Source organism: Leifsonia sp. 10N434, assembly GCF_056394405.1.
Map to the genome: position 1 here is coordinate 267,349 of NZ_JBFTHV010000001.1, position 14,362 is coordinate 281,710.

General features: G+C 69.7%; 14 protein-coding genes and 1 tRNA gene. 2 read left to right on the plus strand and 13 right to left on the minus strand.

Annotated elements, in window-relative coordinates; all coding sequences use genetic code 11:
• Window positions 1-38: 38 nt before the first annotated feature.
• Window positions 39-1,877, plus strand: a complete 1,839-nt coding sequence (locus tag AC1DB1_RS01240; protein ID WP_477199486.1) for a glycoside hydrolase family 2 protein — start codon at window positions 39-41, stop codon at window positions 1,875-1,877.
• A gap of 94 nt (window positions 1,878-1,971) precedes the next feature.
• Here AC1DB1_RS01240 and AC1DB1_RS01245 read toward each other — a convergent pair whose 3' ends face one another.
• The 9 genes from AC1DB1_RS01245 to AC1DB1_RS01285 all read right to left on the minus strand — a co-directional run bounded on the left by AC1DB1_RS01245 (window position 1,972) and on the right by AC1DB1_RS01285 (window position 9,460).
• Entirely contained in the window at window positions 1,972-2,736 is a 765-nt protein-coding gene (locus AC1DB1_RS01245) for an ABC transporter permease (protein ID WP_477199487.1), read from the minus strand.
• A 31-nt stretch (window positions 2,737-2,767) separates the two neighbouring features.
• Entirely contained in the window at window positions 2,768-3,733 is a 966-nt protein-coding gene (locus AC1DB1_RS01250) for an ATP-binding cassette domain-containing protein (protein WP_477199488.1), read from the minus strand.
• A gap of 371 nt (window positions 3,734-4,104) precedes the next feature.
• The gene (locus AC1DB1_RS01255; RefSeq protein ID WP_477199489.1) at window positions 4,105-4,782 is read right to left on the minus strand and encodes a PadR family transcriptional regulator; all 678 of its coding nucleotides are present in this window, start codon (window positions 4,780-4,782) and stop codon (window positions 4,105-4,107) included.
• A 47-nt stretch (window positions 4,783-4,829) separates the two neighbouring features.
• Window positions 4,830-5,993, minus strand: a complete 1,164-nt coding sequence (locus tag AC1DB1_RS01260; RefSeq protein WP_477199490.1) for a UDP-N-acetylmuramate dehydrogenase — start codon at window positions 5,991-5,993, stop codon at window positions 4,830-4,832.
• A 34-nt stretch (window positions 5,994-6,027) separates the two neighbouring features.
• Window positions 6,028-6,447: a MaoC family dehydratase gene (locus AC1DB1_RS01265; RefSeq protein ID WP_477199491.1), complete on the minus strand. Its 420-nt coding sequence runs from the start codon at window positions 6,445-6,447 to the stop codon at window positions 6,028-6,030.
• On the minus strand, window positions 6,447-6,893 hold the full coding sequence (locus AC1DB1_RS01270) for an FAS1-like dehydratase domain-containing protein (RefSeq protein WP_477199492.1): 447 nt from the start codon (window positions 6,891-6,893) through the stop codon (window positions 6,447-6,449). Before AC1DB1_RS01270 ends, AC1DB1_RS01265 begins: the two co-directional genes overlap by 1 nt.
• Before the next feature lie 625 nt (window positions 6,894-7,518).
• Window positions 7,519-7,592: transfer RNA gene (locus AC1DB1_RS01275), tRNA-Met, on the minus strand.
• Window positions 7,593-7,604: 12 nt separating this feature from the next.
• Entirely contained in the window at window positions 7,605-8,018 is a 414-nt protein-coding gene (locus tag AC1DB1_RS01280) for a rhodanese-like domain-containing protein (RefSeq protein ID WP_477199493.1), read from the minus strand.
• A gap of 116 nt (window positions 8,019-8,134) precedes the next feature.
• Complete coding sequence (locus AC1DB1_RS01285; RefSeq protein WP_477199494.1) at window positions 8,135-9,460, minus strand: M20/M25/M40 family metallo-hydrolase; 1,326 nt, start codon at window positions 9,458-9,460, stop codon at window positions 8,135-8,137.
• Window positions 9,461-9,610: 150 nt separating this feature from the next.
• On the opposite strand from AC1DB1_RS01285, the gene AC1DB1_RS01290 reads away from it, so the two are divergent.
• A complete protein-coding gene (locus AC1DB1_RS01290) occupies window positions 9,611-10,804 on the plus strand; it encodes a MalY/PatB family protein (protein ID WP_477199495.1) in 1,194 nt (397 codons plus the stop codon).
• Window positions 10,805-10,816: 12 nt separating this feature from the next.
• Here AC1DB1_RS01290 and AC1DB1_RS01295 read toward each other — a convergent pair whose 3' ends face one another.
• The 4 genes from AC1DB1_RS01295 to AC1DB1_RS01310 form a co-directional block, all read right to left on the minus strand.
• Complete coding sequence (locus tag AC1DB1_RS01295; protein ID WP_477199496.1) at window positions 10,817-12,118, minus strand: O-acetylhomoserine aminocarboxypropyltransferase/cysteine synthase family protein; 1,302 nt, start codon at window positions 12,116-12,118, stop codon at window positions 10,817-10,819.
• A gap of 103 nt (window positions 12,119-12,221) precedes the next feature.
• Entirely contained in the window at window positions 12,222-12,818 is a 597-nt protein-coding gene (gene msuE / locus AC1DB1_RS01300; protein ID WP_271177117.1) for an FMN reductase, read from the minus strand.
• Window positions 12,819-13,066: 248 nt separating this feature from the next.
• Window positions 13,067-13,597: a hypothetical protein gene (locus tag AC1DB1_RS01305; protein WP_477199497.1), complete on the minus strand. Its 531-nt coding sequence runs from the start codon at window positions 13,595-13,597 to the stop codon at window positions 13,067-13,069.
• A gap of 129 nt (window positions 13,598-13,726) precedes the next feature.
• Window positions 13,727-14,287, minus strand: a complete 561-nt coding sequence (locus tag AC1DB1_RS01310; RefSeq protein WP_477199498.1) for an isochorismatase family protein — start codon at window positions 14,285-14,287, stop codon at window positions 13,727-13,729.
• Between the last annotated feature and the right edge of the window lie 75 nt (window positions 14,288-14,362).

Below are 14,362 nucleotides of genomic sequence, written 5' to 3' on the forward strand. Positions count from 1 at the left end.
GTTTTACAGCGCTGCATTTCTAGTGCACGATAGTGGTCATGACTTTCGACGCTGCAAGCACCCTCGACGGAACGTATCCCCGGCCCCAACTCGTCCGCGAGCAGTGGTGCGACCTCGGGGGTGAGTGGGCGTTCGCTTACGACGATGCCGACGCGGGGGTGCGCGAGGCGTGGTTCGGTGACGACGGCGCAGGCCAGTTCGATCGCACGATCGTCGTCCCGTTCCCGCCGGAGTCGCCGGCGTCGGGAATCGGCGACACGGGATTCCATCCGGTCGTCTGGTACCGGCGCGAGCTGACGGCGGCCGATCTCGCGGCGGCCGGACACGGTGCGTCGACACGGCTGATGCTGAACTTCGGGGCGGTCGACTATCGGGCCACGGTCTGGGTCGGCGGGATGCTCGCCGGGACGCACGAGGGAGGCGGATCACCGTTCTCACTGGACGTCACGGAACTGGTGCGCGGGGACGCGGCCGGCAGCACGGGTGGCGCCGCCGTCGTCCTGCGCGCCGAGGACGACCCCGCTGACCTGTCGCAGCCGCGCGGCAAGCAGGACTGGCACCTCGAGCCGCACGCGATCTGGTACCACCGCACCACCGGCATCTGGCAGCCGGTCTGGCTGGAGGCCGTGCCCGAGGTGGCGATCGAGCGCATCCACTGGACGCCCGATCTTGTGAACGCATCCGTCGGCGCTCGCGTCCGTTTCACGCGTCCGGCGCCCGAGGGTGCTGAGCTCTCGATCGCGCTCACGTTCGAGGGCCGCGCTCTCGGGTCGGTGCTGCTCCCCGCATCCGGCCGATCGGTCGAGGTCGTCGTGCCGCTGCCGGAGCAGCGCAATGGACAGGCGTACGAGCACCTGCTGTGGTCGCCGGAGCACCCGCGGCTCGTGGATGCCGAGGTGACCCTGTCGGCGGGTGGCGCATCCGGTGCGGATGTCGTGCACTCGTATCTCGGGCTGCGTTCGGCGGCCGTCGCGAGCGGACGATTCCTCCTCAACGACCGGCCGTACTACGTGCGCTCCGTGCTCAACCAGGGCTACTGGCCGGAGTCGCACCTCGCCGCACCGTCGGTCGACGGCCTCCGCGCGGAGGCGCAGCTCATCAAAGACCTCGGTTTCAACGCCGCCCGCCTGCACCAGAAGTTCGAGGATCCGCGGTTCCTGTTCTTCGCCGACACGCTGGGGCTGCTGATCTGGGGCGAGTCCCCCGCCGCCTACGAGTTCACGCCGACGGCCGTCAACCGGATGACCCGCGAATGGACCGACATCGTGGACCGCGACTACTCGCATCCGTCGATCGTCACCTGGGTGCCGACCAACGAGAGCTGGGGCGTGCAGCACCTCGCCCACGACGCCCGGATGCGCGACTACGCGGCCGCGCTCGTGCGGCTCACGAAGGCCCTCGACCCCACGCGTCCGGTGATTTCGAACGACGGCTGGGAGCACGTGAACTCCGACATCCTGTCGGTGCACGATTACGAATCGTCAGGCCCGGTCGTCGCGGCGCGTTACGGAACGGCGTCGGCGATCGACGCGCTGTTCGACGGTCTCGGCCCCGCCGGCCGCCGCATGCTCGTCGAGGGCACGCGCGACACTTCGGCCCCCGTGATGCTCACGGAGTTCGGAGGCGTCTCGTTCGTCGACCGTGCCCATGAGGTCGACGGCGCCTGGGGCTACTCGGCCGCCTCGAGCGCCGAGGACTTCGGCGACCGCGTCGGTGCGCTCGTCGAGGCGACGCTGGCCAGCCCGGTGCTGGCCGGCTTCTGCTACACCCAGCTCGCCGATACGGGCCAGGAGACCAACGGCCTCGTCACCGACGACCGCCGCCCCAAGCTGCCGATCGAGCGCCTCCGCGCGATCATCGCGGGGCCGCACGCGTAGCCTCAGGGCCGTCGTAATCGAGTCCGGGAGAAATCACGTCGCGCGCCGCGTGGCGAGCGACTTCTCCCGGACTCGATTGCGTCGGCGGGCGGCGCTAGGCGTTGTCTTTGCGGAAGGTGCGCGTGCCGACCCAGAGGCCGGCGACGAATAGGATCAGCGTCCAGACGACGCCCCAGAGCACGGCGGTCGTCCAGAAGTCGCCGGTGAACAGCGACCGGATGCCCGTGACGACGTACTTGATCGGCATGAAGTCGCTGAGGGTGACGAGCCATTGCGGAGCCCCGGTCGCCGTGCTGATCGGCAGCAGGATGCCCGACAGCAGCAGCACAGGGAGCGAGATGCTGTTCAGGATGGGGGCCAGCGCATCCTCGCTCTTCGTGGTCAGCGCGAGGGCGTTCGACGACGCGGAGCACGCGCCACCGAGCAGCACCGTGAGCACGAGGCCGAGGATCATGCCGGGGATCGAGCCGGTGAGCCCGAACAGGAACCCGAGCGCGACGAGCACGATGCCCTGAACGGTGAGCAGAGCGAGGTCGCGCAGCACACGCCCGAGCAGCAGTGCGGTGCGGCTGGCCGGCGTGACGCGCTCGGCCTCGATGACGCCCTCGCGCCACTCGGAGATGAGCCCGAAGCCGGCGAAGAGCGCGCCGAACAGCGCCAGCTGCACGAGCAGGCCGGGGACGAAGAACGTGTACGCGTTGTCCGTTCCGATCTGCGCGGCCAGCGGCTCGAGCAACGGGCCGAACAGGCACAGGTAGAGGACCGGCTGGGCGAGGCCGATGATCACCCAGGCGGGGTTGCGGAGCGCGAGGCGCATCTGGCGGCGGAAGATGATCCAGGTCTGGTTGGCGAAAGTCATGATGAGTCCTTGGGGAATCGGGGCGGCGGCGTCAGACGTCTTCGCGGAGCGAGCGGCCGGTCATGGTCAGGAAGACGTCGTCGAGCGTGGGGCGGCGCACCTCGATGGCGGCCAGTTCCACGCCGGCGGCATCGAGCGAGCGCAGCAGGGGCGGGAGCTCGGTGCCCGCGGCGGGCACGCGGATGCTCACGACCCGCCCGTCGATGACAGGCTCACCGCCGCCGATCGCCGCGAGCTGGGATGCCGCGGTCGGCACGTGGCGCTCGTCGTGCAGCACGAGCTCGATGAGGTCACCTGCGACCTGGCGCTTCAGAGCATCCGGGGTGTCGGAGGCCACGATCGAACCGTGGTCGATGACCAGGATGCGGTCGCAGAGCGCGTCCGCCTCGTCCAGGTAGTGGGTGGTCAGGAACACGGTGCTGCCGCGCTTGGTGCGCAGGTCGGCGATGTGGGTCCAGAGGTTGGCGCGGGCCTGCGGATCGAGACCGGTGGTCGGCTCGTCGAGGAAGACGAGCTGCGGGTCGTGCACGAGGCCCATCGCGATGTCGAGCCGACGGCGCTGGCCACCGGACATCGTCTTGGGCTGGCGGGACCACATCCCGTCGAGCTCGAGCTGCTCGAAGAGCTCCTTGCCGCGTCGGGTGGCCTGCGCGGCGCTGATGCCGTAGAGGAGTCCGTGGTCGACGATCTCCTCCCCCGCCCTGGCCTCGGATGCGGTGGAGCCGCTCTGCGAGACGTAACCGATGCTCTTGCGTACGTTGATCGGGTCTTTCGCGAGGTCGAAACCGGCGACAGTCGCGGTGCCGGTGGTCGGCTTGAGCAGGGTGGTCAGCATGCGGAGAGTCGTGGTCTTGCCGGCTCCATTGGGGCCGAGGAAGCCGACGATCTCCCCCTCTTCGACGTCGATGTCGACACCGGCGACCGCCTTGACGGCGACCTTCTCTCTGCCCCGCTTGGTGTCGAATGTTCGGGCGAGTCCTCTGGCGTGGATCACCATGGCTCCTTCGTTCGGTGGTGGATGGGTGACTGTTGACGCGTGACTCGCGGGCGGTGGTTCGTGCGGCGTGATCGCGGGTTGCCGATCGCTGTACGTCGGCCGCTGCGCGCAGATCGCTTCATGAACCGTGGATCGCATTTCGCGATATATCGCGAGTGACGTGACTCACCATAGAGCCCGTTCGCGGGTGCGTGCAAGCGAATTCGATGGATTGTTCAAATTTGATTATTCAACTTTGAACAGTGGTCTGGCAACCGGGCTGACCGAGTTGCGTGAAATGTGCGGTTACGGGGTGCCGGGACCGCGCATTTCACGCAAGTCGACGGGCGGGAACGGCGCGGCGCGGCGCGGCATCAGCCGGGCGGGGCGCGTCAGCCGCGCGGGCGGGCGGCCTCGGCCTCGCGCATCCGGTCGAGTTGCTCGCGGTAGCGCGCCGTCTCTCTCGCCATCTCCCAGCCCTCGTCGTCGGGGGCGGGCGTCCAGGTCATCGGCTCGTCCATGAAGTCGAGTCCGCCGGACCGGATATGCGCGATCAGGTCGACGAGCCAGGCGTCCTCGGCGTCGAGCATCCGGGTCTCCCACTGCACCGAGTACCCGACGTGCGGGGGCGCGAAGTGCTCGGCATCCAGTCGCGCGACCTCTCCGCGCAGCACGGCCGCGCGGGCCCTGACGGCCAGCAACCGCTCCTCCAGCAGCATCGCCAGCACCGTGCGCTCGAAGAGCGGCGCGAAGCTGAAGGCGACGCGGAAGCCCGTCGGATCCATCGGCGTGACGGCTCGGATGGCGTCCCGCAGCAGGCGGTCCAGTTCGGCCAGCCCGGCATCCGTGACCGTGTAGACCGTGACCGTACGGGCGCCGTCGGGAAGCGCGTGCGCCTCGAGCATCCCTTGCCGGGTGAGGGTGGAGAGCATCGAGTAGATCGAGCCCGGATTGACCTTCGCCCAGTCGTCCACGTGCCACGACACCAGCTCACGGCGCAGCTGGTACCCGTTCGCCGGAGCGAAGATGCGCGCGACGCCGAGCACGAGCATCCGGGTGGTGGTGGCCATGGGGCCATTCTAGGGAGGGGCCGAGAGCGGCCCGCGGCGCGACCCCGCTACAGGACCATCCCGACCAGGATCGGCTCCGGATGCAGCACGACGCCGAACTCGGCCTGCACGCGCGCCTGCACGTACGACGCCAGCTGCACGATCTCGTCGGCCGTCGCTCCGCCGCGGTTGGTGAGCGCGAGCGTGTGCTTGCTCGAGATCGCGGCGCGCGACCCCGGCAGACCGAAGCCACGCCGGATGCCCGCCTGTTCGATCAGCCAGGCGGCGCTGAGCTTGACGTCGTACGGGCCGTCGGCGAGCGCCGGGATGTCCTGCGGGTAGACGACACCGCCCTCGATGCCGAGCACCGTGTCGGGCTCCGGCGGCGTTATCGGCCACCGCGGTGCGTTCGCGGGCAGCGACCGCGCGAAGTTCTCGGACACGATCGGGTTGGTGAAGAACGATCCGGCGCTGACCGAATCCTGGTCGTCCGGGTCGAGGACCATTCCCTTCGAGGCGCGGAGGGCCAGCACCGAGCGACGAAGCTCGGCGACCGACACCCGCGAGCCGAGCGGAACACCGAGCGTGTCGGCGAGCTGCGCGTAGGCGATCGGGGCGCTGAGCGGCGCTCCGAGCCCGCTGGGGTCGTTGCCGTCGGCCAGTTCGAGGTCGACGGACAGCACGACGCCGCGCATCCCGCGCTTGAGCACCGACGTGCGGTAGCCGAGCCCGAGATCGGTGCGCGCGAGCCAGCTGAGTTCGCCGGATTCGTAGTCGAGGAACTCGACGCCGAGCAGGCTCGCTTCGAGCTCCTGACCGTAGGCGCCGATATTCTGCACCGGCGCGGCGCCCGTCGAGCCCGGGATTCCCGCGAGCGCTTCGATGCCCGACCAGCCGTTGCGCACCGTGTGCGCGACCAGCGCGTCCCACGGCTCACCGGCCTGAACGCGAAGCCGGATGCGCCCGGGCTCCGCGTCGAGCCGCTCGATGCCGCGGGTCACGACCCGGATGACCGTGCCGTCGAAGCCGTCGTCACTCGCCACGGTGTTGGAACCGCCGCCGAGCAGCAGCCAGTCGTCGCCCTCGCCCCAGATCTCGAGTGCGGACTCGATGAGCGCCTGGCGGGTCGGGGGCTCGATGAGCCGCGCGGGAACCCCGCCGACCTGCATGGTGGTGAGGGTCGACAGGGCGGGCGGCACGAGAGCACCCTCGGGACGCGATCCGTCGGTCATGCCTGCTCCGTGGGGCGCATCGGTTTCGTGGGCATCAGGCGAGGGAGACGCGCACCTGCGCCTTGCCCAGCACGGTCTGGCCGTCGAACGTGACCGTGAGGTCGATGCGCGCGACGCGGGCCTCGGCATCGAGCTGGCCGACCTTGGCCGTCACGGACACGTCCGCGCCGGTGGCGGGGTCGACGACGATCGGGCGCGTGAAGCGCACCTGGTAGTCGGCGACGCGGGCGGGGTCTTCCGCCCAGTCGACGACCGGCTGCACGGAGAGGCCCATGGTGAGCATCCCGTGTGCGATGACCCCGGGGAGACCGACCGAGGTCGCGACGTCGTCGCGGTAGTGGATGGGGTTGAAGTCGCCGGAGGCGCCTGCGTAGCGAACGAGGGTGTCGCGCGTGAGGTGGTAGTCGCGTTCCGCGACGACGTCGCCGACCGTGAGGGTGTCGAACTCGGGCATCACTCGTCTCCTCGAACGACCAGGGTGGATGTCGCGGTGACGACGTGCGCGCCGCTCGCGTCGACGATGACGGACTCGGCGGTCACCATCGAGTGGGCTCCGAGGCTCTTGACGCTGGCCACGGTGAGGGTCGCGGTGAGCTCGTCGCCGGCCACGACAGCGCGGGTGTAGGTGAAGCGCTGGTCGCCGTGCACCACGCGGCTGAAGTCGATTCCGGCATCCGGTTCGGCGAGGAGCTGCGCCAGGGTGCTCTCCTGCACGACGACCGGGAAGGTCGGCGGCGCGACGAGGTCGGCGTGCCCGGCGGCGCGGGCGGCGTCCACGTCGAAGTGGAGGGGGTTGGTGGCGAGCACGGCCCGCGCGAACTCGCGGATCTTCTCCCGGCCGACGAGGTACGGGCTTGTCGGCGGGAACTGCCGGCCCTGGATGTCTGGGTTCACTGGCACCCGACCATTCTACGGATGCGCCGTTGCGGCGTGGCCCGGGGCGGGGACGCCGCCGCGCCGGCGCTCCGACCGGCCGTCCTGGCGGCCCTCTTCGTTGAGGGGTGGCGAATGCAGGTTCCGCCGGCGTGTTTAGGCGGATTTGCCGCCCCTCAACGGAATGCCCCGGCGGGGACGCAGAAACCCCGCCGGCCTCGAGGGCCGACGGGGTTCCGTGCTCGGTGCTAGCTGGTTACTGGCAGCTGTCGCACTGCAGCATGTCCATGGGGTCGACGGGAACCGAGTAGCCGCCAACGCTGTCGCTGTTTTCGTAGTCCATGATGGCCTCCCCTAGAAGTCTTTGTCACCGCGTCGTGCGGTGTTCACCCACTATATAACCCTAATGACAGTGTTGTCATTCCACTACATGTAGTGTTTTGGAAGTTTTTCTTCGATGTCCCCAGAATACGGGGCACCACCGACATCCGCGCCTGGGGCGACCACCGGGACGGTGCCGCGAGTTGCCTGATTTCTCGCGGATCTCCGGCGAGAAGGGGTGCTCTGCGGCCGCACGCCGGGCACAGAAACGCCAGGAATCTGGCGGCCGGAAATACGACGGACGCGCGCGCTTCCGGCGTGTCGTGATTTGACGCGACGGCAGGATTCGAACCTGCGGATGACGGGCTATGAGACCGTTCCCTTGGACCACTTGGGTACGTCGCGATGGTGGGAGGCTCAGACCGAAGGGTCGGCAGAAGCCTCCGTCCCGGCGCCGGTCGGCAGGCCCGCCTCCCTCCAGGCGGGGAAGCCGCCCTCGACATGGGCGACCAGGCCGAAGCCGTTCGCGCCGAGCCATTCGGCGACGGGACGCGAGCCGTCGACCGAGCCGCAGACGACCACGATCTCCTGGTCGGTCGATGCGAGTTGGATGAGGCGCTCCGGGGAGTCCTTCCCGAAGAGTTCGGGAAGGCGTTCGCGGTCGACCACGACGGCGCCGGTCAAAGCGCCGACCCGGTCGCGGGTGGCCTGGCTGCGCACGTCGATCAGCAGCGCCCCCGCCTCGACGCGGGCCGCGCCCTCGCCGGGCGTGATCAGTTCGGGCTCGGCCGCGACGGCGGTTGCGGTGTCTTCGAGAGGGGTGTTCGGCATGTGTGGCATCGAAGCCTGCATCGCCCGCGCCCACAAGCCTCCGTTACGCCCTGTTGCGGATGCGACGCCGGATGACGCACACGGCAGCTCGATGCGCGCTGCCGAGCCGAAACCGCTCAGGCTGTCGCCAGGATCGACCAGGTCACGCGCGCGCAGAAGGCGAGCGCATCGACCGGCACGCGCTCGTCGGCCGCGTGGAACTCGCCGAAGACATCGAAGTCGTCGGGCACCCGCAGGGGCACGAAGCCGTAGCCCCGGATGCCCAGCCGGGCGAGATGCTTGTTGTCGGTGCTCGCCGGCAGCAGGTAGGGGACGACGATGCCGTCGGGGTCGTCCGCGCGGATCGCCTCGCCGATCGTCTCGACCAGCGCGGCGTCATCCGGAGACGAGATCGGCGCGATCAGGTCGCCCCACTCGAACTCGACTCCCTCCCCGACGATCTCCTCCACCTCGCTCCGGTAGGTGTCCTCGTGCCCGGGAAGCACCCGCACATCCAGCGTGGCCTCGGCGAGCGCCGGGATGATGTTCGTCTTCGATCCGGCCGCGAGCACGGTCGGCGAGACGGTCTCCCTGAGCGTCGCGGAGATCAGGGGCGCGACCAGTCCGAGCCCGGCGACGACCTCGTCGATCGTCTCATCGGTGATCGCGTGCACGTCGGCGACGTCCGCGGCCCGGAGCACCGCATCCAGCGCCGACGTGCGTTCGACCGGGAACCGGTGGGCCGCGAGCGCGACGACGGCCTGCGCGACCCGCACGACCGCGTTGTCCGCGGTGGGCCGCGAACCGTGACCAGCCCGTCCGCGTGCGCGCACCCTGGCCCAGACGATGCCCTTCTCGGCGGTGGCGACGAGGTACGCGCGACGCCCGCCGAGCGGCACCGAGAATCCGCCGACCTCGCTGATCGCCTCGGTGGCGCCGGCGAAGAGCTCCGGGCGGTGCTCCACGAGCCAGCGCGCGCCCCACGTGCCACCCGACTCCTCGTCGGCGAAGAACGCGAAGATCACGTCGCGCTGGGGAACGATCCCCTCCCTTTTGAATGCTCTGGCGACGGCGACGAGCGTGCCGGCGAAGTCCTTCATGTCCACGGCGCCGCGCCCGTAGAGCAGACCGTCGTGGATCTCGGCGCCGAACGGCGGATGCGTCCACTCCTGCCCGTCCACCGGAACGACATCGACATGGGCGTGCGCCACCAGGACACCGCGCCCGGGGTCGCTGCCCTGCAGCCGTGCGATCACGCTGCCGCGGCCGGGACGCGACTCGACGTACGTGACGTCGTAGCCGACCTCCTCGAGCCGATCCTGGATGTAGCGTGCCGCGCGCGCCTCCCCGTCGCCCACGGTTTCGGGATCGCCGGTGTTGACGCTGTCGATGCGGATGAGATCGCGCACGAACCGCAGGCCCTCCTCCTCGAGCGTCCTGATCGACTCGGATGACAGCGACATGGTTTCTCCCGTCGATACGCAGCGGCGGCGCGCGGGCCGACGACGAAACACGCTACCCGTGCACCACACGGGCCGGAACCTGCCCTCGGACTGTTTCACTTTTTGACGGCGTGGCTGGCCGTTCCGCCGACTCGGAGAGAGAGTTGTGCAATGAGCGGCACGAACGCGCGACCTCTCGCCGACCTCCGGGCGCGAAGGACCAGCATCAAGTGGCACCGGTTCGAAGCCGACGTGCTTCCGATGTCGGTCGCCGAGATGGATTTCGAGCTCGCACCCGACATCGCTCAGACCGCCATCGACCACCTGCTGCGGTCGGACACCGGCTACCTCGACGCACCCGGTCCGCTGGCCGCTGCCTTCGCCGAGTTCGCCGACTCCCGTTGGGGCTGGCGCGTCGACGAGTCGCGCGTGCACCTCGCCACCGACGTCACCGTCGGCGTGCTCGAGACGCTGCGCCTCGGACTTCCCGCCACCGGTGGTCGCGTCGTTCTGACGCCGCCCGTCTACGCGCCGTTCTACGAGATGGTCGGAGAAGCGCACGCCGAGGCCGTCGAGGTCCCGCTGCGCGCCGACGCCGGATGGTCGCTCGACCTGCCCGCCATCGAGCAGGCGTTCGCGTCGGGTGTCGACGCCATCCTGCTGTGCAACCCCCACAACCCGACGGGCCGTTCGCACAGCGCCGAGAGCCTCGCGGAGCTGGCGCGTCTGGCCGCGACCTACGACGTGCTCGTCGTGAGCGACGAGGTGCACGCCCCGCTCGCGCACGCCGGATCGCCCTTCACCCCCTTCGCGGTCGCGTGTACTGGGGCGGGGGCACGGTCGGTGACCGTCACCTCCGCCAGCAAAGGTTGGAACCTCGCCGCCCTCAAGTGCGCGGTCGCCATCGCCAACGATGCGAACACGGCCGCCATGCTCACCCGCTTTCCCGAGGAGCTGGCCGCCCGCACGAGCATCATCGGGCTGCACGCGAACATCGCGGCCTACGCATCACTCCCCTGGCTGAACGAGACCGTCGACCGGATCGCGGCCAACCTCCGGACGCTCCGCACCGAGGTGAGCGCCCACCTTCCCGGCGTGCGCGTCGTCGAGCCCGACGCCGGCTACCTCGTCTGGCTGGATCTGCGGGCGCTCGGGCTGGGCGACGACCCCGCCGCCGAACTGCTGCAGCGGGCGCGGATCGCGCTGAACTCCGGCCCCAGTTTCGGTGCAGGCGGAGCGGGGTTCGCCCGCATGAACATCGCCTGCGACCCCGCGACCATCGTGGAGGCGGTGCGCCGGATCGCCTCCGTGCTCCCCGCATCCGGTGCCGAGGTCACGGAGCCGGTCTCGGTCGCCGTCGGCTGAGCCCGGAGGGCCTCAGCGCCCGGCCGCCGTCAGCCCGCGCTGCAGGTCGGCGATGATGTCGCGCGAGCTCTCCAGCCCGATCGACAACCGGATGAGCCCCGGAGTGATGCCCGCATCGAGCCGCTCCTCCTCCGTCAGCTTGGCGTGGATCGTGCTGCCGAGGTGGATGGCCAGCGTGCGCACGTCGCCGATGTGCGTCATCGGGCTCACCAGCTCGAGCGCGTCGATGAAGCGGCGTGCAGCGTCGCGGCCGCCCGCCAGATCGATGGTGACCACCGCGCCCGCGCCGCGCGGGAGATAGCGCTCCGCCCGCTCGTGGAACGGGTCGGACGGAAGGCCCGGATACGCCACCGCCGCCACCTCCGGCTGCTCGGCCAGCCACTCGGCGACCGCCAGCGAGTTCGCGATGTGCTTGTCCATCCGGAGCGACAGGGTCTCGATGCCGTGCAGGAGCAGGAAGGTGCTGGTCGGCGGCACGGTCGGCCCGTACTCCAGCACGGTGACCGTGCGCAGGTAGGCGAGGAAGGCACCGGCGCCGAACCGCTCGGCGAAGGACGCAACCCCCGGCCGCGGTGACGTGACGAGGTGCGGGAAGCGCTCGCCGTTCGCCTCCCAGTCGAAGCGGCCGCCGTCGACGACGGCACCGCCGATGACCGATCCATGCCCGGCCAGCCACTTCGAGGTGGAGTGGATGACGATGTCGGCGCCCCACTCGATCGGGCGACACAGATAGGGCGTGGCCACGGTGCTGTCGACCACCAGGGGCACCCCGGCGGTGTGGGCGACGCGGGCCAGCCGCTCGAGGTCGACGACCTGGTTGAGCGGATTCGGGATGGTCTCCGTGTAGATCGCTTTCGTGCGCGCGGTGACCCGCGAGGCCCACTCGTCCTCGCTTGCGTCGTCGGCCACGTACTCGACCTCGAGCCCCTGCCGTCGCAGCGCACCCCGGAACATCTCGCGCGTGCCCTCGTACAGCGAGCGGGTCGCCAGGATGTGGTCGCCGGCCTGAGCGAGCGCGAACAGCGTGGCGGCGATCGCGGCCTGCCCACTGCTGACGACGATGCCGTCGACGCCGCCCTCCAGGTTCGCAATCCGCTGCCCCGCCACGGCGTTCGTCGGATTCTCGTTGCGCGAGTACGCACGGAACGAGCTCTGCCCGGCGAACCGCTCCTCTCCGTCGTCGAAATCAGAGAACACGTATCCGGCCGTCTGGTAGATCGGCGTGACCCGCGCGTTCGTCTGCGCGTCGACGACGGCGCCTGCGTGGATCTGCCGCGTCTCGAAGTCCTGAGCGTCACCGGAGAGTTCAGTCATGCGGCAAGGTTACGAACTCGGGGCGCGCGCCGCACGCCGGCACGAAACACAGCGACTCAGCCGAGGCTTCTGCCGGCGGCGGCCGCGGTCGAACGGGGTTGCCTCAGAACGCGTCGGGCCGCGCGAACGTCGCCGGAGCGGCGTACGTCTCCGGGTCGATGTGCGAGCGGATGAGCGGCAGCGTGCGCGAGATCGACACTTGGATGCGCTCCTTGAGGTCATCCGACGTGATCTCGTAATTCTCGAAGTCGCGCTCGCTCCCGTAGATGCCGAGCGGCAAAGTGAGCGACTGGAAGAACCCGAACAGCGGGCGCATCTGGTGCTCGACCAGCAGGGCATGACGTTCGCTGCCGCCCGTGGCCGTCAGCACGATCGGCTTGTCTACGAGCGCGTACTGCCCGATGTGGTCGAAGAACAGCTTGAACAGGCCGGTGTATGTCGCACGGTAAGCGGGCGACCCGACCACCACGATGTCGGCCGCCTCGACCGCCTCGAGCGCGGCCTGCACGTTCGGGCCCAGCTGGCTGCGGAACGGACCCGCCCCCAGCTCGCCGAGCAGCGGCGCCAGTTCGATCACCGTCGCCGTTCCGCCGACCGCGTCCGCGAACGCCTCGGTCACACCGCGCACCAACGTGGTCGTGCGCGACGGATGCGTCGGGCTCCCGCTCACTCCGACGATCGAGATCGGCGAGCGCGTCATCGGAGCGACCCCGCCTTCGCCGGGTCGAAGGCCGTGCAGTTGGAACGCGTAGGCATGCTGAACTCCTGGCTTGGGGACGGGCTGAGTGGCACCACGCTAAGACTCGTCGCGCGCCGGTGTCGCGCATCCGGGGTCCGAAAACTCAACACGGAGTCATGTCCCGAAATCTGCTCGCAGATCCGGATGCGGCGCTGTACTCTCACGCGCCCTGCCCTCCCCTGGCGGCGGAGCGGCTACCGGCGGAGCGACTAGCGGCGGAGTGCCGCGGGACGCGGGAGGCCGAGTTCCTCGAGCAGGTCGCCGAGCATCCGGTCGAGTTCGTAGCCGGTCTGCGTGATCTTGTTGTTCTGCAGGCTGGTCAGCTGCGAGCTCGGCTGGTCGACGGTGAGCACGGTGCCTCCCGAGCGGTTCGCGTGCAGTTCGAGGCGGAGCGGCGCGTAGAGCATGACGCCGGCGTCGTGCCGGAACATCCTGGCCGCCGTCGCGTAGTCGCCGATCAGGTAGCTCGCGCTCGGGATGTCCGCGCCGCCGACCTTCATGATCGCGCTCGGGTAGTTGCGCCAGAACGTCACGAAACTGTGGATGCCGTTGCCGCCGGCCGCCTGCTGGAACGCCCGCCACTCGGCGCCATCGGCCACCAACTCCCGGAAGCGCTCCTCGTCGAGCGGCGGAACCTCGGCCTCGAACGCGCGCCGGAGCGTCTCGAAGGGCACCTCGGCCTCGATCTCGATCCGGTTCACCGAAACGGGCACCACCCGGTCTGTCGCGCGAAAAGCCACGACTCTATTCTGCGGGACCGTTCGACGCCATCCGGTTTCGTTGGCTTCGTTGAGGGGTGGCGAACGCAGGGTCCCTCGGCGTGTTTAGGCGCATTTGCCGCCGCTCAACGAGAGGTGGGCGGGCGCCGCTCAGCGAGAGGAGAACGCGACGTCGGCGGTGGGGACGACGGCGGCGGTGCGGCCGGGGGCGCGGTGGTTGTCCCAGTAGAGGTTGGTGTGGGCGATCACCTTGTCGGGCGTCGGCGCACCCCAGTCGCTGAGGTCTTCGGTCGTGTGCGCGTCTCCCACCAGCGTGACGTCGTAGCCGCGCACCATCGCGCCGTGGATGGTCGACCGGATGCACTCGTCGGTCTGCGCCCCGGCGACGACGAGCCGCCCGACCCCCGAGGCAGCGAGCGCCTCCTCGAGCTCGGTCTCTTCGAACGCGTCGGCGTACTGCTTGGCGATCAGCGCCTCGGATGGCTCGCGCACCAGCTCCGGAACGTACTGCCACGCCTCGCTGCCGTACGGCAGATGCTCCTCATCCGAGTGCTGGGCCCAGATGACCGGAACGCCTTCGGAGCGCGCTCGGTCGACGAGCGAGCGGATGCGCGCGATGACGGCGTCGCGCTCGTACGCGCCCTCGACGGCGCCGTTCTGCACGTCGAGGATCACGAGTGCCGTGTTCGGACGATCGGGAAGTGTTGTCATGTCGGCTGCCTCCGTGTTCCAGCATCCTCCCACCCGTGCCCATCGTCCACACCCTCCCCCCCGGACGAACGAGGG

Coding starts and splice junctions, on each gene's coding strand:
- AC1DB1_RS01240 (WP_477199486.1), top strand. CDS start 39: ATGACTTTCGACGCTGCAAGCACCCTCGACGGAACGTATCCCCGGCCC.
- AC1DB1_RS01245 (WP_477199487.1), bottom strand. CDS start 2,736: ATGACTTTCGCCAACCAGACCTGGATCATCTTCCGCCGCCAGATGCGC.
- AC1DB1_RS01250 (WP_477199488.1), bottom strand. CDS start 3,733: ATGGTGATCCACGCCAGAGGACTCGCCCGAACATTCGACACCAAGCGG.
- AC1DB1_RS01255 (WP_477199489.1), bottom strand. CDS start 4,782: ATGGCCACCACCACCCGGATGCTCGTGCTCGGCGTCGCGCGCATCTTC.
- AC1DB1_RS01260 (WP_477199490.1), bottom strand. CDS start 5,993: ATGACCGACGGATCGCGTCCCGAGGGTGCTCTCGTGCCGCCCGCCCTG.
- AC1DB1_RS01265 (WP_477199491.1), bottom strand. CDS start 6,447: ATGCCCGAGTTCGACACCCTCACGGTCGGCGACGTCGTCGCGGAACGC.
- AC1DB1_RS01280 (WP_477199493.1), bottom strand. CDS start 8,018: ATGCCGAACACCCCTCTCGAAGACACCGCAACCGCCGTCGCGGCCGAG.
- AC1DB1_RS01285 (WP_477199494.1), bottom strand. CDS start 9,460: ATGTCGCTGTCATCCGAGTCGATCAGGACGCTCGAGGAGGAGGGCCTG.
- AC1DB1_RS01290 (WP_477199495.1), top strand. CDS start 9,611: ATGAGCGGCACGAACGCGCGACCTCTCGCCGACCTCCGGGCGCGAAGG.
- AC1DB1_RS01295 (WP_477199496.1), bottom strand. CDS start 12,118: ATGACTGAACTCTCCGGTGACGCTCAGGACTTCGAGACGCGGCAGATC.
- msuE (WP_271177117.1), bottom strand. CDS start 12,818: ATGACGCGCTCGCCGATCTCGATCGTCGGAGTGAGCGGGAGCCCGACG.
- AC1DB1_RS01310 (WP_477199498.1), bottom strand. CDS start 14,287: ATGACAACACTTCCCGATCGTCCGAACACGGCACTCGTGATCCTCGAC.